Genomic DNA, 16051 nt, shown 5'->3' with positions numbered 1-16051 from the left:
TTTTGTATTAAGTCGGCTCACTAGATGGACAATGGTTGCACCGCACAGGAGTTGATTTTTGAAACCCTCAGAGATCTGGGTCTTCCGGAGAGTATGGACACCGTCCTAAATGGCGAGAACGGCATTCAAGGTGAAGAAGCCGAAAACCTAGTTCTCGAACTCTCCGAAAAACTCGGCATTGATCATCACAAAGTGGAGTCCTTCCCTTTTGACCGCTACTTTTATCGCGAAGAAAATCCTTTGTTTCTTCCTTTTTTTATTGTTGCTTCCTTTTTCTCAAAAAATAAATCAGACACAAAAGAGAAAATCACGGGCCAAAAGCTCATAGATTTACTTTATAAGTAATTCTGCAGGGCGTATACGAAAACCCTAAAGTGACGGCCCTCGATAGGTTCGAGACTTGTCTTGGCGGTGCTCTCTCTCCTGACTTTGCATGCGCTCGATCTGATCGCTCATCCGCATGGTCTGAGCGATATCGCGAGCAAGGATTTGGCGGTCTTTGATGTGTTTCCGTCGCAGCTTGTCAATTTCACGTTGGAGCTTCCGGCGATCTTGCATCTGCGCTTTGACTAAATCATCTCGTTGCTGCTGATCGCGCTGAAGAGCTTGCCACGCCTCACGTTCATTCTGCTTCTTGATGGTCTTGGCGCTCCCTGACAGGCGTTGCCACAACCCCTTAAGCCCTTTGTTGAGCCGCGCTGATCGCTCACGGGTTTCTGCATTCCATCGTGCCTGCTGTTTGGTTTTTAAGGATTGCCGTTCGGTGCGGTGCGCTTGTTTGAGCCTTTGACGTTCCTCGCCAAGCGGTTCCATGTCCTTCACCTGCTGCGCATCCACCTGATCGATATAATCATGGATATGATCCGTGACTTTCCGCGTGATGGTTTGCTTGGTCTCATCAACAGAGCTGAGAGCCGCAGGATCACCCAGCTTGGCTTTGACCTCGCGTGTCTTGATCCCAAGCATGCGTGGGACCGAAAAGGCTTCCCCATTGATATCCAGAGCAACAAAGCCGCGCCTGTCCCCTCGGGCAAGGAAGTAGCCCTTATCTTCCAGGGCATGTTTGAACGCCTTGGCATTGTCCGAGTGCTTCCAAGCCTCTTGAAAGCTCTGTTTGATCTCGCGTGGATCAAGCTTCAATCGTTTGGCTTGCTGCCATTCGGCGAGGGAGAAGTTCAGAGGAGACTTGCCGCCGTCACGGCGCAAGCCCTCGGGCAGTTCCCAGCCGTGATCCAGATAGAGTTCCCGCGCCAAACTCATTAGCCTGTTTTTAAAATGCGGCAGCGGGATTGCTTTCATGGTACTGGCTTCAATGCGGCTCCACACCACATGAGCATGGCGTCTGCCTTCCTTCTCATGAAAGACCATGGCGCGGGGCTGTCCGCTCAGCCCGAGTTTTTCTTCTGCGCGATTGGCTGCATCGATCAGTTCTTGCTCTGTGGCCGTGTGGTCCTTCGGAGGATTGAGGCTGAGCGAGAACATGAATTGCTCGCACTTCGTCCCCTTGGAAATCGCATAGGCTTCAGACAACGCACCATGCAGATCACGAGCAACAAAGCCGCGAACTTCATAGAGCGTGATGTGGTCGTTGTCGTGCTCGTTCATCAAATGCGCGGCGAGATTGTACGCTCCGCCGCGCTGAGAGCCTTTGAGGATCATAGGATCAATCCTCCAACGCAGCGGCTTGGGTGAAGGTTTGGCGCAGGGATTGCGATAGCTCCGCCTCATCAACTTGAAAACCGAGGGCTTTCATCAGCATCATGCGCATGGCATGCACTTCTGTGCAGGCTGATTGAATGACTGTAACTGTGTCATCATCCAACACCAGCGCTCCGCTCTCGGCAGCATTGACCAATCGACCCAGTCGATCACCGACATTGCTTTGTCCGAGCATGGCTAAGACTTGGCTCAGGCTCGTGCGATCCTGCACAGGTGAACGATTGGCATGACGGATACGTCTTGAACCATCGGCGAAGAGCTGGGACTTGATGTAAGCACCAAGAGCGATATTCCCCGCCCGAGCAAGAAGCTCGCTCTTTTCCGCGTCAGACAATCGCAATGGAAATGGTGACGGGCGCTTTGGTTTGGATTTGGGAGAAGAAGAACCGCTCATGGGCGCGGTCCTTTGGGCTTCGGAAATTGCAGATCAGATTTCGAATAACCCGCGCTTTCAAGCACGCTATTCCAGTCTTCTAAAGTATCGAAAATGTCGTCTAGAGTTTTTCGCTCTAGCGGCACCATTAAATCTCACATTCAGTCTGCACGAATGCGACACTACTGGTTCAGCGCCTCGCATACTCTTGCAGCAACATGCAGCTATCAATCTCCTGTTTGCTGGATGCATCACACAAAACCCAAACCGATTTTTGTTTGTTTTGCTCTCTCGTTCTCAGCAACTTACCCGCGGTCTAAACTGTTTCCGGCATTGGCCTGAGACGATTTGACTACTATGCCCATGGTAAGAAGACACGCTGTCAAATGCGCACTCTTATTGCTCAGATTGTCCCAGTTAAAGATTTCAGAAGTTGCCGCCGCGAGCGAGATGAGTCATTCTCCGTTAAGTTAAGGGTATTTAGAAGCAAATTTCAGGATGGATCGGCATATTTCCGATTCAAGATGAAGCAATCCAAAACCTTTCCTATAGGAAAAATATGGCTGTACGGCTCGATACTTTTTCATTGGTCTCAAGTTTATACGCTCGAATAAACGTCCTTGTTTTGGCCTTGGGCATATCATCGTTTGCCGCGGCACCAGCGCATGCGGACCTTCTGTCCTGCGAAGCTCTCAAGAAAGCCTGGTCGAGTATTTCGAGCGATGCCTCCTATGACGAGAAAGCCAGTCTCTATGACCAAGCCTACAACGACAGCGACTGCGATGGCGTGACGGTAGAGGCGTTTGGTGCAGACATCATCCATTCGCGGCTCGACAGCGTCGTTCCTTTTGACAGCCTTGCCTCCCATTCAGGGAACATCGAAGAACTCAAGGAGACACTGCTCGACCTGCAGGAGTTTGGCGAACACTGGCGGCTGTCTTATTTCCTAGGTGAAATCTACCGGCAGCAGCAGCAGGTGCTGCCGGCTCTCAGAGCCTACCAGGAAGCGCTCGGACTGGTCGACGATGAAGAGCTGACACCCAACGAGCCCGATCACAGAATGATCGCTCGGCTGCGGGACAGACTGGACGAACTTTCCGTCGTGGGGGCTCAGGTCTCAAACTCACCTGAAGACGCTCAAATACCGACCACCAGAAGTGGCCAGACGATCTCCCAATACAGCTTTTCAACACGCGGTTACAAGAGAAAGAAGACTCTTGTCCCGATCCAGTTCAAATATGACCAAGCCATCTTGACCGAAGCAGGCAGGCTCAGTTTTCAAGACGTCAGAAAAACGCTGGAGGCCCAAGGCAACCCGGACATTCGTGTGGTCGGACACACAGACCCGGCGGGCTCGGGCCCCTACAATCTCGACCTGTCCTTGCGGCGAGCACAAGCCATTCGCGAAGCACTTTTGAATACGGGCTATTCCGGCCGGATCGACGTGGACGGAAAAGGAGAAGCGCAGCCCTTTCGGTTTGATGATCCATCACTCTATTCAGAAGATCTGAGAAACCAGGCCCATCGCAGGGTCGAGTTCGTTCGCAACTGACATGAAGGAACCCATTGTCAAAAGACCTCGTGTGCAAGTGCGGACACACATTTTCAAAGTTGTCTTATGGTTGGCGATCGCAATCGCTCCAACCTCGGCAGCAGCCGGCGATCTCTATGCATTGGTGATCGGAATTGACCGGTACAGCACTCTTTCCGACCTCAAGGGTGCAACCAATGATGCCAAAGATGTTGCGCAAACCCTGGAGGCGATCGGTGCAAGGAAAGTTACCTTGATCACCGACGAGGACGCGACGCGTGAAGCAATCTTCTCTGCATGGCGCGCGTTGACCGAACGCGCGGGAGAAAATGACACTTTGATCTTTCACTATGCCGGACACGGTGCCCGACAGCCGGCGATCCTTGATGGCCACGAGGCATTCGACAACATGTTCCTGTTGTCGGGGTTCAACGAAACCGGCCCTGGGGTCAACGAGCGCCTGATCGACAACGAGATCGGCCATCTGCTGGCTGAAGAAGCCGAAGCAACTGTCGTTTTCGTCGCGGACAGTTGTTTTGCGGGCGGAATGACCCGCGATATCGATCCCAGTCTGCCGGCAAACTCCAGGGTAGCACAGGTCTCACTTGACCCTAGTGAGGACCTTATTCCACAACGTGTCGAGGCACTTGGCGAAGTCAGCGAGAAGGCGCTGGAACGCGTCGTCTGGCTCTACGCCCAGGATCAAAACAAGGTTACCCAGGAATATCGGATAAAGGACCAGGTTCGAGGGGCGCTTTCCTATGCATTTTCGCGTGCGTTGGAAGGAGCTGCCGATAAGGACAAGAATTCCGTCCTGAGCACTGCGGAGCTCAAGCGGTACATCAACCGCACGGTCAAACGCTATTCGGAACGCCGCCAGCGACCCGAAGTCAATGCAGGTTCCCGGGGATTGTCGATCCCGATTCCGACGGCATTTGGTGGTGGCACGGAACCTGTGAGCACTGGACTGCCAGGCCTTTCGCTTTACCGGACGCCAGATTTTCGGTTGCCACAACTCATTGGCGTGAAGGAAGTCGCAGACAAAACCCGGGCCGATCTGATCCTGGATGGAGAAGCGGGCTGGCTTTACAACAGAGCTGGTGATCGGGTCACTCGAATTTCGGATGAGATGAGCGCAGCAGCCTTGCAAGGTGCGATAGACAAGTGGCGCTTTCTGGCTTTTCTAGCCGAATTGAAATCCACGGAAGATCCGGACGTTTCGCTGCGTGATGGAAGCCGTGTCTACAAGGCTGGAGAACGCGTGACCTTTCAGATGGTTTCCGGCTCTCACGAAAACATTCTGCTTTTTAATCTGGCTGCGACCGGGAAAATCCAGCTGGTCGCTCCCGTTCGCTCCGGGGGGCGCGGTCTGGCAGCCGGCAAATTACGGCTTGAGCGGACGGAACGCTTTACCTCACAAGTCGTTCCGCCGCTCGGAGCAGACCACCTGATTGCCTTGTCATCGCCGACACCGATGACTGGTCTGGTGTCGCTGATCAAACTGGCAAACGGAACGGCAGACCTTGAAAATCTGGCCAAGGACTTTCGAGTGCTTCTGGACGGCCAGCAATTCGGGCTTGATTGGGTCGGTCTTTACACCCGCGAAAAGGATGAAACCCCGTGACATCAAAAACCGGCCCTTTTCTGGCAACGTTGGTGCTTTACTTCTTCCTGCTTCCAGCGGCACAGGCTGCTCAAAAGGCACTGCTGATTGGGGTCGGCGACTATCCACATCTTCCGCCAAGCGCACAATTGATCGGGCCGGCAAATGATTTGCGCGCCATGTCCTCCTTTCTGCAAAGCCACTGGAAGTTTACTCCATCGGACATTCGCATCCTCAGGGACAAGGACGCCACAAAGAACAATATCCTATCATCCATTTCAGGCTGGCTTGCCAATCAGACCAGCCCGGGCGACAGAGTTGTAATCTACTATTCCGGTCACGGGTCCCATGTACCCGACAGGAACGGCGATGAGGAAGATGGCGAAGACGAGACCTTTGTTCCATATGACTACGGGCGCCGAGGCAATGTCGCAGAGGACATGGTGCTGGACGACGAAATCGGCAAAGCCTTGTCAGCGCTTCCGGGGCGTGAAGTGATCCTGATCGCCGATTCCTGCCATTCCGGCACCATCAATCGGGATATCTTCGGCAAGGAACCCGCGAACGAGGCCGACGTGCGAGCGCGCTACTTGCCATTTGGTAGCGGGGCAAGGTCTGTTCCGCAGACGTCCCGGACAGAAGATCCACTCGCTCGCGACGCCGGTTCGCACATAACTTTTTCCGCCGCACTTCCCCACCAACTGGCCTGGGAATCTCGTGGCTATGGTATCTTCACTCGCAATCTTATCGAGGGATTGAGCACTGGCGCTGCTGACTTGAACGGCAACAACAGAATTACCAGTGCAGAACTCATGAACTACATCAGACCGAAGACGGAAAGGTGGTGCAAACAGGTCGCGCAGTGTCGCGAACTTCAGTTCACGCCCAACATATCGCCCCGCAACGAAGCTTTCATCTTACAGCCAATGCTGGCGGGCGCGCCGGTCCAGGCTGTCGAATGGAGCGCCGCAGAAGACGTTTCTGACGTGGTGCCTGAACTGAATTCGGCCGAAATCCGCGTGGATATTCTTCCGGGAAATACCCATCGCATTGGCGATGAGGTCCAGTTCCGGCTGACCAGCGGACTTGACGGTTACCTGACTCTTCTGGATATCACCGCCGAAGAAGAACTTGTGCTTTTGTTTCCAACCGATGAGGATCGGCAGGCTGGCAAAACCGGACGTATTCGAGCCGGTTCAGTATTGACGGTTCCTGATCCCACCTACGGCTTTGTTTTCGAGGCACAAGCGCCTGCGGGTACAGGAAGGCTTCTCGCCATCGTGACTGAGGACCCCGTCGAACTGGAAGATCTGCTTCGCGAACATGGCGAGCTTGAACCAATCTCTGGCAAGATGATCTTTTTGAAAGAGCTCTCCGCACGTCTCAATCAGCCTTGGACGCGCGATGCCAGCAACCGAAGTGTCCGTTGGGCTTCCGGATATGAGGATTACCAGATCAAGCCCTAAAGCTGGAGGCTGCTCACATTCGGCTAAGTAGAGACCTGCGGATTTTTTCACGATATCCCGATGAAAAACAGAAACAGGCGCTTTTACAACCTGTCCTGCTGGACAGCGGCAAAATCGTCTGCCTAGTATGCCCCAGGGGAATTTGAAAGCGCTTTCAGCAGCCAGCTTTTTATTACAGGAGCAGTCGGGTGAGAGGTCATCTGTCGGGGCGATTTTATATTTTAAAAAAAATATTCTTTGCTTTCTTGGTCTTGCAGGTTTTTTGGTCGACGCAGGCCGCACTTGCTGCGAGCCGGGTGGCGCTTGTCATTGGCAACTCGAATTACGAAAACATCCAATCTCTTTCCAATCCGGAAAACGACGCACGCCTGATGGCTGAAACGCTGATCGAGGCGGGGTTCGAAGTGCGGCAGCTGATCGACGCCGACTATCGGAAAATGAAAAAAGAGCTGCTGGAGTTCGGCCGCGTACTGCGCAATTCCGATGTTGAGGCGGGCCTAATCTACTACGCCGGACACGGCGTTCAGGTGCGCGGTGAAAACTATCTTATTCCGGTCAATGCCACGCTTGCGGACGAAGATGAAGTCGACCTGGAGGGAATCAACGTCAATGACTTTCTTCGCGTGATGAATTCATCCAACAGCCCCGTCAATATCGTTGTGCTGGACGCGTGTAGGAACAACCCGTTCAAAGGAGCCTTTCGGTCAGCAACACGTGGACTTGCGCCCGTCGACGCGCCCATGGGCACTTTGATCGCCTATGCGACCTCGCCAGGCCAGGTCGCCCTTGATGGTGCCACCAACAACTCCCCCTACACGGCTGCACTGAGCCGCGCCATCGTGGATAGTCCAGGCAAACCGATCGAATCCGTCTTCAAGCAGGCTCGCCGAGATGTGCTTCAGGAAACCGGTGATCGGCAGGTGCCTTGGGAGGTGAGTTCGATTACCGGCGACTTTTACTTTTATCCCGAAGACGAAGACGCACAGACGAGCGCATTGAGCCCCTCGGTCAGCACGTCCGATCTTGATGTGGCCTATTGGTCAGCCGTTCGAGACGACCCGACTACTAGCGAACTGCGTGCCTATCTTGAAAAATTCCCGAACGGACTGTTCGCCGCGGTTGCCGCCAAACGTCTGAAAGAACTTGAAAACAAACCCCAGCAACAAGCGAACCTCAATCCGGCGACGACGGCTCCCACGGAGACTGTCGCACCCGAGAACAATCAGCCGGTGCCAAGCGACCCAAAAGAACTTGCCCGCGCCGTTCAGCTTGAGCTGAACAGACTGGGCTGCAATGCCGGATCGCCAGATGGTGTGTGGGGTCGTGGCAGTCGTTCCGCCGCCGACCTGTTCAACCGCCACTCAAACCTGCGCCTGGCCTCGATAGAACCCAACGGCGAGTTTCTCAGACAATTGCGGGAGTTTGACAATAGGGTCTGCCCGCTTGTCTGCAAGGTGACCGAAAACCTTGTTGGCAATACCTGTGTCACCAAGTCATGTCCGAGCGGCAAGAAACTGTCTAGCAAGGGCGTGTGTTACACGCCACAACGAACAACAACACAGACGACACGGCCCGCAAGCAGCGGCGGGTCCAATTGTTTCGTTTTCAACGGAGAGCAATTTTGCGACTGAACGCCACCGTCAACCGGGGCGCATCAAAAACAGTATTGGGGTTTTGGGGCTTTTATATGAGAAAGACATTCTATTGGCTGACAAGCGTGTCAGCGCTATTTCTTGCTGCCGTCGTACTGGCTTTGCCGGCGCAAGCGGCACCCCCATCCGGAAAAACGGTGAAATGGGTGGTCTCTTACACAGTCTGCAGTCATCCCGTAGGCGTACGTGCATGCTATAAACGCCGAACGTTCAAAACGCCTTATCAGGTTTATTTCGCCAAGAACGGCGATGCCTTCTACTACACTGGCGACGGCGGCGGCATTCGCATTCGCAAAGGGCAGTCAAAGGGTGTTGAGCGGTCCAGCGGATCCATTACCGAGGCGCGACTGAAGGTTTCCGGCAACGGCTTCACGGCAGTCCACAAATACATCGACAAACGTGTCGTCAACGGAATGCAGTTTAAAGTCCAGTTCACTTCCAAGATCAGACTGAATGGCAACTCCTGTCAGGTCACACGTTTTGATGCGGACAATGTGTCAAGCGGTGGCAAGACGCTCTCCTATACGGCCGCAAAACAGGCAATTTGCAGCGTTCTTAACGGACCTCCTGGGTCTTAACCTTAGTTCAATCGACAAAAACACTCGAGCCAGGCTTTGGCTACAAAGACCTCGTAGGGAAGCATCGCATGCCAAAATCCACATTTGCACTGATCTTTATCGGGATCGCGTTGTCGCTCGCCGGCTGCCAATCAACGTCAGATGATGGTGGAGCCGCCACTCAGAATACAGCGCGCGCAACACCTCAGTCTCTTGATCTCAATGGCAAGGCCTTGTTTTTCGTCGCCAATACAAATTTCGAACGGCGAGATTCTTATTCGCAAACCGACAGGGGTTCGTTCACCGAAACGCAACGCGGAACCTCCAAGAAAGCCGTTCTTATCCGGCAGAATGACGATAGGCTCCTGATCGCCGACCCGGACACACCGTCAGGCGTTGTCTTCGTGAACGGGCGCAGCGTGAATTCATCCGGCAGCATTGCCGGCAAGGGCAAGACCGTTTGCGTCGAATTGCAGATCGAAGAAGGCTACAGGCGCGATCTCTGCTCACGTTACTCTTATCGAAACGGAATTATCGAGATCACTGAAGAAGAGAAAGACCCCGCTGAAAGCCGCACGACCAAACGCAGCTACAAACTCTCTTTCGACGGCAATAGCTGCAAGTTTGTCAGCTATACCTCTTCCTCAAATGCCACGGACGCCTATTGCGACGGCATTTGCCTCTCGGCTTATGGCGGCTCCACAAAATGGCGTTACACCTCGAAAAGCACAGCCACCACGGGAAGTTGCAGTATTCGTTAGTAAGCGAAACAGCTATTGTTTCATCAGTGTAAACTGGCCCACATCAAGAGCTTGAAGTAGAAACAATTCGGTTAGAGAGCCAGCTGGCCCGGCCCGCCGGGGTCAACGCGCACTAACTCTGCTCAAGCAGGCAACATCCAATCAACCGCCGGGGCGCGATACCATCATCGCAGAAAGTCAGTAAGTTGCCCTTCCGCCGGACAGATCAAACACGGCGCCGGTTGCAAAGCTGTTTTCGCGGTCGCAGAGCCAGGCGATCATGTCGGCTGCTTCCTTGACTTCCAGAAACCGGTTCCTCGGGATCTTGGACAGCATGTAGTCGATATGTTCTTTGCTCATCTGGTCGAAAATGCGCGTGCGCGCGGCGGCCGGGGTGACGGCGTTGACGGCAATGTCGAATGACGCGCATTCCTTGCCTGCGCTCTTGGCGAGAGCCATCACCGCAGCTTTAGATGCGCTGTAGGCGGACGCGTTGGGATTGCCCTCCTTGCCGGCAACAGAGGCGATCAGGGCAATACGCCCATAGTTGCGTTGCTTCATTCCCGGAAGAACGGCCTTCAACATGTGGAATGAGCCGGTGGTGTTGACGTCAAAAATCTGGCACCAGTCTTCCAGCGGGTAGTCTTCGATCACCGCATTCGGGCCTGCGATCCCTGCCGAGTTCACCAGAATTGAGGGCTCACCTGCCTTTGACACGGTTTCTTCCATCGCCGCGGTGACCGAGGCCCAATTGGAGATGTCGGCACAGATCGGAACAGCGCCGATCTCTGACGCTGCGGGTTTCAGCACAGTTTCATCGATGTCCCACAATGCGATTTCAACGCCCTTTTCCCGCAAGCGCTTGGCGCATGCAAGACCAATGCCCTGGGCGCCGCCCGTAACAATCGCAATTTCCTGCATGTTGATCTCCTGAACCCGGCACCCGTGCCGCCATGATCTGGTCGATTGGCTTCATGGCGAGACTATCTTCATGACAGCGCCGAGACCACAGAGGACGTGCGTGTCACACTGGCGACATTCTGCATGGCAAAGTTGATTGAGGCCCGGTGCCAGTCCGCGTTCATGGTGGAACAGGCGTCTTCCGGCACGATGACCTGAAACCCCTTGTCTGCCGCGGTGCGGGCCGTATGTTCCACGCTCATGTTTGTCCAGGACCCCGTGTTGATAATCGTGTCGATGCCGGCATGGCGAAGATAGCTTTCAAGACGTGACGTCTCCCAACCACTCATGGACATCTTTTCGCACACGAGGTCTCCCGGTCGTGGTTCCAGCCCCGGCACCGGCGCAACACCCCAAGTTCCCCGGACAAGCGCATTTTCCCCCTTTAACCCCTGAAAGAGCGGCGCATGCTGGGACAGAAGCGGGTGGCCGGGCTCGCAGACCATCCAGATGTGAATGACCGGAATGCCCTTTCGGCGTGCGGCTTCTGCAAGCGCGATCGCGTTGGCAACGACATTCTGATCCCGCGCATGTTGCGGCGAGCCGGTTTCGGCGAAGGCACCACCGTCCATCATGACATCGTTTTGCAAATCCTGAATGAGAAGCGCGGTTTTCTTCGGGTCGATTGCCGGACATCCCGAGACCTGAAGGCCGTTCTCTGTGCTTACCGGGGCTGCTTCGGAGCCCCCTGGCCGAGCATTGCTGCCAGCGCCCGAGGGCCTTGGATACATGAAAGGCTCATTGCGCGGCCTGACCCTGGTCTGGACGCTGTAAACGGACGTGCAGGCGCACATGAAGAGGGTTTGCCAGTCGTCACCTCCCCAATGAAGGTTCGCCACCATTTCAGGCACCTCCACCTTGCCGATCAGCAGCCCTTCAAACGAATAGACCCAAACCCCACCCGGTGCCGTTACCCAGACATTGCCGTTGGTATCGGCCTTCATGCCGTCCGGAACACCGGCTTTGAGCGCGTCCTTAATGCCGGAGGCAAAGACGCGGCCATTTTTGAGCCGGCCATCCTCGCCGACATCGAACATGCGGATATTCGCCTGTTCCGTGTCATTGACCCACATCCACCGCTCGCAGGGTGAAAAACACAAACCGTTCGGCTGCGTGAACATATACCGATCAGACACCAGGATCGCTTCATCGCCAGGCCGATGGTCAGCTGGCAGCATGTAAACGCCCTGGAACCCTTGCTGAAGTGGCCGGGGCACACCGAAGTGTTCAAGCCGTCCGTAGGTCGGATCGGTGAAGTAGATCGTCCCGTCGGATTTGACCACTATGTCGTTGGGTGAATTGAGTTCCTTGCCTTCAAAGTGAGAGGCAAGAACCTCGCGGGTTCCGTCTTTTCGAAACCGGGCCACGGAACTTGTCGCATGTTCGCAGACGAGGAGGTTCAATTCCGCGTCATAGGTCATGCCGTTGCCCTTGTTGGAGGGCCGCAGGTATTCGCTTACACCGGCTTCCGGCGTCCACTTTCGCCTGACGTCTCCGGGCATATCGGAAAACAGGAGAAACTTCTCCACAGGGTGCCAGATCGGCCCCTCGGTGAACACAAATCCCGTCCCGATCTGATTGACCGGTGCAAATTCGTCGATCAGGTCCCGGAATTTCGGGTCAACAACAGTGTGGCCCATGGGCTCCTCCCAATTTCACCCGTTTGCCGGCACAGCTTTCAAAGCCGTTCTCGCCAGCCCAAATCACATCGGAAACCATTGCCTTTCCGGCACGGTTTCCGTCATTGGTCCCGGCACGCTCATACCGAGCCGCCCGACCACCTGCTGGTTTTGAATTTTCGCGGGCTTGTCATGCACCGGCAGCAGGAAGGTGTAGTTGTTGAGGAGCTTCTTGATGGCGCCTTTCTCCTCACGTTTCGACCCGGCGTGGTTGCCGGTCACACGGGGTTCCATCCAGTTGTTGGTGTAAACGTGGTTCACGATCTGATCGTTGAAGTCGTAGATGACATCGCCGCAGATGCAGGCGAGCCCCTCCGCGGTCTCAACGATGACATTCATAGACCCTTCGGTGTGCGCACCTGCGGCTTCACACCAGACACCCGGAATGATTTCTTCCGCGCCGGTGATCTCCAGATCCAGAAAGCGCATCGCCTCCGGTTCGTAAATCCGTTCGACAAGATGCATGATATCGGGCTTCGGATATTGCGGATACATGATGCCGGAGACAGAGAATTCCATTTCCTTCCGGTTCAGAACAACAGTGGTGTTCATCGGAAACTTGTCGTCCTTGCCGGCATGGTCGATATGCAAGTGGGTGTGCAGGATGTAACGAATGTCGCCCAGTTTCAGACCATGTTTGGCAAGCTGGTTTTCAATCATGTTGTCGTGAAACTGAAGCCCTCGCATGCCGAGGCTTTCCATGATCGCATTGTCACGATAGCCTGTGTCTACGAGAACAGGATGCGTGCCGCCCAGGATCAGAAATCCATAGACAGGCACTCTGCGGACTCTGCCGCATTCGTGACCGAGCACGAGAAACGATGTCTCCAGCTCTATGTCTCCGTAGTCCAGAACGTGGATGGTAAGGGCCATTTCTATTACTCCCATGGAATGAAAGACCGGACGGCAGACAACGGCTAAAGCCGATAGATCCGCTCGGCCGTATCGTTGAAAATTGACTGCCTTTTTGCCTTGGTCAGTCCCTTTGCTCCGTCCTGAAAGGCGGCAAACAGATCTGCGTATGTGGTCCAGAGTTTTTCGATGGGGAAATTCGATCCGAACATGCATCTTTCTGCACCGAACAGGCTGACGCTTTGCTTGATCATGAAGGCGATAAATTCCGGATCGTTCTGGTGAATGAAGGTGCCGAATGCCGATAGTTTGGTCGCAACGTTGTCGCACTCGGCCAAGCGCCGCATGCCCTTGCGCCACAGCTTGAGGCCGTTCTGGCTGGTGTCCTCCAGCATGCCCGCATGCATCAGCACGAACTGAACATCGGGACAGTTCTCCGCCATATCGGCAGCATCGTCCATTTGCGAAGGAAACACCTGCAAATCGAAGCTCCAGTCGTAGTCGGCCAGGTATGCAATGTTCTTTTGAACCAATGGATCGGCAGGCAGGTCCGGTCTGGCGGCAAACCTGTAGAGCGGGTTTTCGTGCCAGTGCAGCTGCTGACGCAGCCCGCGCATGAGCGGGTAGCGTTTCAACCTGTCCAATTGCGGCCTGACATCTTCGACCGTGAAATCGGCATAGCCGACTATGCCGTGCGGCCACCCTGAAGCATCGGCAACCGATTGCACCCAGGCAACTTCGTCCTCAAACCAGTTCGGCGCCCAGTTGGCCTGCACATATACCGACTTGGTTATCCCGGTTCCGCTCAGATCGGCCTGAAACTCATCGACAAGGTAGTCGCGTTTGATCGCTTCATAAGGTCCGAAAATGCGCGGTTGTTCCGGGCCCAGAAGCCACGGCAGATCCTTCTGCAACCAGATATGATGATGGGCATCTATCATGAAGACCTCGATAGGCTGAGAACATGAGTGCAAAGCACCTCGATCCTGTCGCCCGGGACTAGGCTGTCGAGATAGGGCAGGCAGGCCGACAATGCTTCGGTTCGCGGCTCGTAATGCGGATCGGCGGCCAGAGGGGTCAGCCAATCCAGGCGCCAGCACAAGCGTGATAGCTTCCGGACCGCTTCAAAAAGCGATGCAGGGTCACCCCGCTCCAGTCCGTCAGACAGGATCAGCACAGCTGCTCCTCTCGCCTGACCCGCAAACCTTGGCACTGAAAGAAACGCCTGAAGCGCATCGCCAATGCGGGTACCGCCATCAAAATCCGCAACGCTGGCCCCAACAGTTTGAAGAGCCTGATCGGCATTTCTGATGCGCAGAGACTGCGAGATGCGCGTGAGCCGGGTCCCGAATGTGAATGTTTCCACGCGATCAGCGGCCTGGGTCAGCGCGTGCGCAAACCGCATTGTCGCTTCGCTCTGGTCCGTCATAGACCCGGAGACATCCACCAGAAGAAGAATACGGCGCTGTCGTGTTTTCCTGCGGGTCACCGGAAGGTCGAAGACCTCGCCATCCCGGCGCAGTGCCTGTCTCAATGCCTTGCGCATATCGATGCGGTCGCCACGCTGCGAAAAACTCCGCCTATAGGAAAGGCGTCTGGGCAGATCCCTCTCCGCCCGACGAGCGAGGTGTCTCAGGGCATCGTTTGCGTCTGCCGGAACGAATTGCCGGCGGCTTAGAAGCTCTGCGGATGTTGCGAGGTCGCCGGTTTCGTCTTCGTCCGCCCCCTCTTCAACATCCACCCGCGCTCCGGTCGGCTCAAAGGCTTCGAGATCGTCCTCTTCGTCGCCATCTTCAATCGACGTGGCAAGACCCTGACCGAGGAAATAGGCCCTGAACAAAGCATCGAACTCAAGGTGTCGCTCTCTGGGCACCGACAGCATGGAAATTGCCGCGTTTCTGATATCGCGCATGTCTCTTGGCCCCAGCAGACCCACAGCTTCAACGAAGCCCATCGTCTGATCGGGTGCGACAGGAAATCCATGCGCACGAAGGATCGCGGGAAACTCGACAAAGGGTCTGGTTGCGGCAGGAAGCGTCATGCGGCCTCCTGCGGCATGAAGCTGTCCATACGCTCTTCCAGGAACGCCAGGTCGTCATGGTCCTTGAGTGCAACGCCGATCGCACGGCGGAACGCCTCGGGCCAAGTTGCTCCCTGATCATGAAGCAGAGTGGCGGCCTCGGCCCACTCCACCGTTTCAGCAATGCCGGGCGGTTTGGCAAGAGGCTCCGTCCTGAGTTTGGCCACCGCTGCTGAAACGGCCGCGGCAGTTGCTTCAGCGACAGAGCTGGCCCGCGCCATCACGATCCGCGATTCCAGATGAATGTCCGGGTAGTCGATCCAGTGATAGACACAACGCCGGCGCAACGCTTCATGCAGGTCGCGTGTCCGGTTGGATGTCAGAACAACAACGGGTGGGCGCAGCGCCCTCACCGTTCCGGTTTCCGGAATGGAGATGGCAAAATCGGACAGAAACTCCAGAAGAAAGGCTTCGAATTCCTGGTCGGATCGGTCAATCTCGTCGATCAGAAGAATACAATCCTCAGGAGAGCGTAGTGCTTCCAGCATGGGGCGTTGCAACAGGAACTGATCGTCGTAGATGTTGATGTAATCATCACCGGCCTGCCGAATGGCGAGCATTTGCCGCGTGTAGTTCCATTCGTAGAGAGCGGATGCTGCGTCTATGCCCTCAAAACATTGCAGCCGCACGACACGGCGTCCAAGCACCGAGGCAATGGCCTTGGCAGCTTCCGTCTTGCCGACACCGGGTGCTCCTTCGAGCAACAAGGGTTTTCCAAGGGCCAAGGCCAGATAGGCCGCCGTCGACAGGTCGTCGCCTGCAATATACTGCGCGGCATTCAGCGCGTCCCTCAGGCGGTCTGGACCATCAATTCCAACGATGGACGGCTTCACGGGCAT

General features: G+C 55.3%; 15 protein-coding genes. 7 read left to right on the top strand and 8 right to left on the bottom strand.

Annotated elements, in window-relative coordinates; all coding sequences use genetic code 11:
* Positions 1-24: 24 nt before the first annotated feature.
* The gene (locus Q0835_RS06315; protein ID WP_298959420.1) at positions 25-345 is read left to right on the top strand and encodes a hypothetical protein; all 321 of its coding nucleotides are present in this window, start codon (positions 25-27) and stop codon (positions 343-345) included.
* A 24-nt stretch (positions 346-369) separates the two neighbouring features.
* On the opposite strand, the gene Q0835_RS06310 is transcribed toward Q0835_RS06315, so the two are convergent.
* Together Q0835_RS06310 and Q0835_RS06305 are read right to left on the bottom strand one after the other, a co-directional pair.
* Positions 370-1659, bottom strand: coding sequence for a relaxase/mobilization nuclease domain-containing protein (locus Q0835_RS06310; protein ID WP_298959417.1), 1290 nt, complete (start codon positions 1657-1659; stop codon positions 370-372).
* Between the two features lie 4 nt (positions 1660-1663).
* Complete coding sequence (locus Q0835_RS06305; protein WP_298959414.1) at positions 1664-2113, bottom strand: hypothetical protein; 450 nt, start codon at positions 2111-2113, stop codon at positions 1664-1666.
* Positions 2114-2651: 538 nt separating this feature from the next.
* Between Q0835_RS06305 and Q0835_RS06300 the strand changes: the two genes are divergently transcribed.
* The 6 genes from Q0835_RS06300 (at position 2652) to Q0835_RS06275 (ending at position 9662) form a co-directional block, all read left to right on the top strand.
* The gene (locus Q0835_RS06300; RefSeq protein WP_298959411.1) at positions 2652-3644 is read left to right on the top strand and encodes an OmpA family protein; all 993 of its coding nucleotides are present in this window, start codon (positions 2652-2654) and stop codon (positions 3642-3644) included.
* A gap of 1 nt (position 3645) precedes the next feature.
* Positions 3646-5247 (top strand): caspase family protein, encoded by a 1602-nt coding sequence (locus Q0835_RS06295; RefSeq protein ID WP_298959408.1) that lies wholly within the window; start codon positions 3646-3648, stop codon positions 5245-5247.
* The gene (locus Q0835_RS06290; protein ID WP_298959405.1) at positions 5244-6692 is read left to right on the top strand and encodes a caspase family protein; all 1449 of its coding nucleotides are present in this window, start codon (positions 5244-5246) and stop codon (positions 6690-6692) included. Before Q0835_RS06295 ends, Q0835_RS06290 begins: the two co-directional genes overlap by 4 nt.
* Before the next feature lie 296 nt (positions 6693-6988).
* Complete coding sequence (locus Q0835_RS06285; protein ID WP_298959402.1) at positions 6989-8323, top strand: caspase domain-containing protein; 1335 nt, start codon at positions 6989-6991, stop codon at positions 8321-8323.
* 56 nt (positions 8324-8379) lie between these two features.
* Positions 8380-8922, top strand: coding sequence for a hypothetical protein (locus tag Q0835_RS06280; protein WP_298959399.1), 543 nt, complete (start codon positions 8380-8382; stop codon positions 8920-8922).
* A 68-nt stretch (positions 8923-8990) separates the two neighbouring features.
* Complete coding sequence (locus Q0835_RS06275) at positions 8991-9662, top strand: hypothetical protein (protein ID WP_298813289.1); 672 nt, start codon at positions 8991-8993, stop codon at positions 9660-9662.
* A gap of 177 nt (positions 9663-9839) precedes the next feature.
* Here the strand turns inward: Q0835_RS06275 and Q0835_RS06270 are convergent, their stop codons facing one another.
* From Q0835_RS06270 to Q0835_RS06245, 6 genes are all read right to left on the bottom strand, one after another.
* Positions 9840-10562 carry an SDR family NAD(P)-dependent oxidoreductase gene (locus Q0835_RS06270; RefSeq protein WP_298959396.1) on the bottom strand — a complete coding sequence of 241 codons (723 nt, stop codon included), beginning with the start codon at positions 10560-10562 and terminating at the stop codon, positions 9840-9842.
* Between the two features lie 68 nt (positions 10563-10630).
* Positions 10631-12241 (bottom strand): isochorismatase family protein, encoded by a 1611-nt coding sequence (locus tag Q0835_RS06265; RefSeq protein ID WP_298959393.1) that lies wholly within the window; start codon positions 12239-12241, stop codon positions 10631-10633.
* Positions 12242-12304: 63 nt separating this feature from the next.
* Entirely contained in the window at positions 12305-13153 is an 849-nt protein-coding gene (locus Q0835_RS06260; protein WP_298813296.1) for an N-acyl homoserine lactonase family protein, read from the bottom strand.
* A gap of 44 nt (positions 13154-13197) precedes the next feature.
* Complete coding sequence (locus Q0835_RS06255; protein ID WP_298959390.1) at positions 13198-14073, bottom strand: amidohydrolase family protein; 876 nt, start codon at positions 14071-14073, stop codon at positions 13198-13200.
* On the bottom strand, positions 14070-15173 hold the full coding sequence (locus Q0835_RS06250) for a VWA domain-containing protein (RefSeq protein ID WP_298959388.1): 1104 nt from the start codon (positions 15171-15173) through the stop codon (positions 14070-14072). The genes Q0835_RS06255 and Q0835_RS06250 overlap by 4 nt, the downstream gene beginning before the upstream one ends.
* Positions 15170-16051, bottom strand: a complete 882-nt coding sequence (locus Q0835_RS06245) for a MoxR family ATPase (RefSeq protein WP_298959386.1) — start codon at positions 16049-16051, stop codon at positions 15170-15172. The genes Q0835_RS06250 and Q0835_RS06245 overlap by 4 nt, the downstream gene beginning before the upstream one ends.

This window comes from uncultured Roseibium sp. (genome assembly GCF_947499295.1).
Taxonomy (GTDB): Bacteria; Pseudomonadota; Alphaproteobacteria; order Rhizobiales; family Stappiaceae; genus Roseibium.
This window is presented reverse-complemented; position numbering and strand designations above follow the sequence as displayed.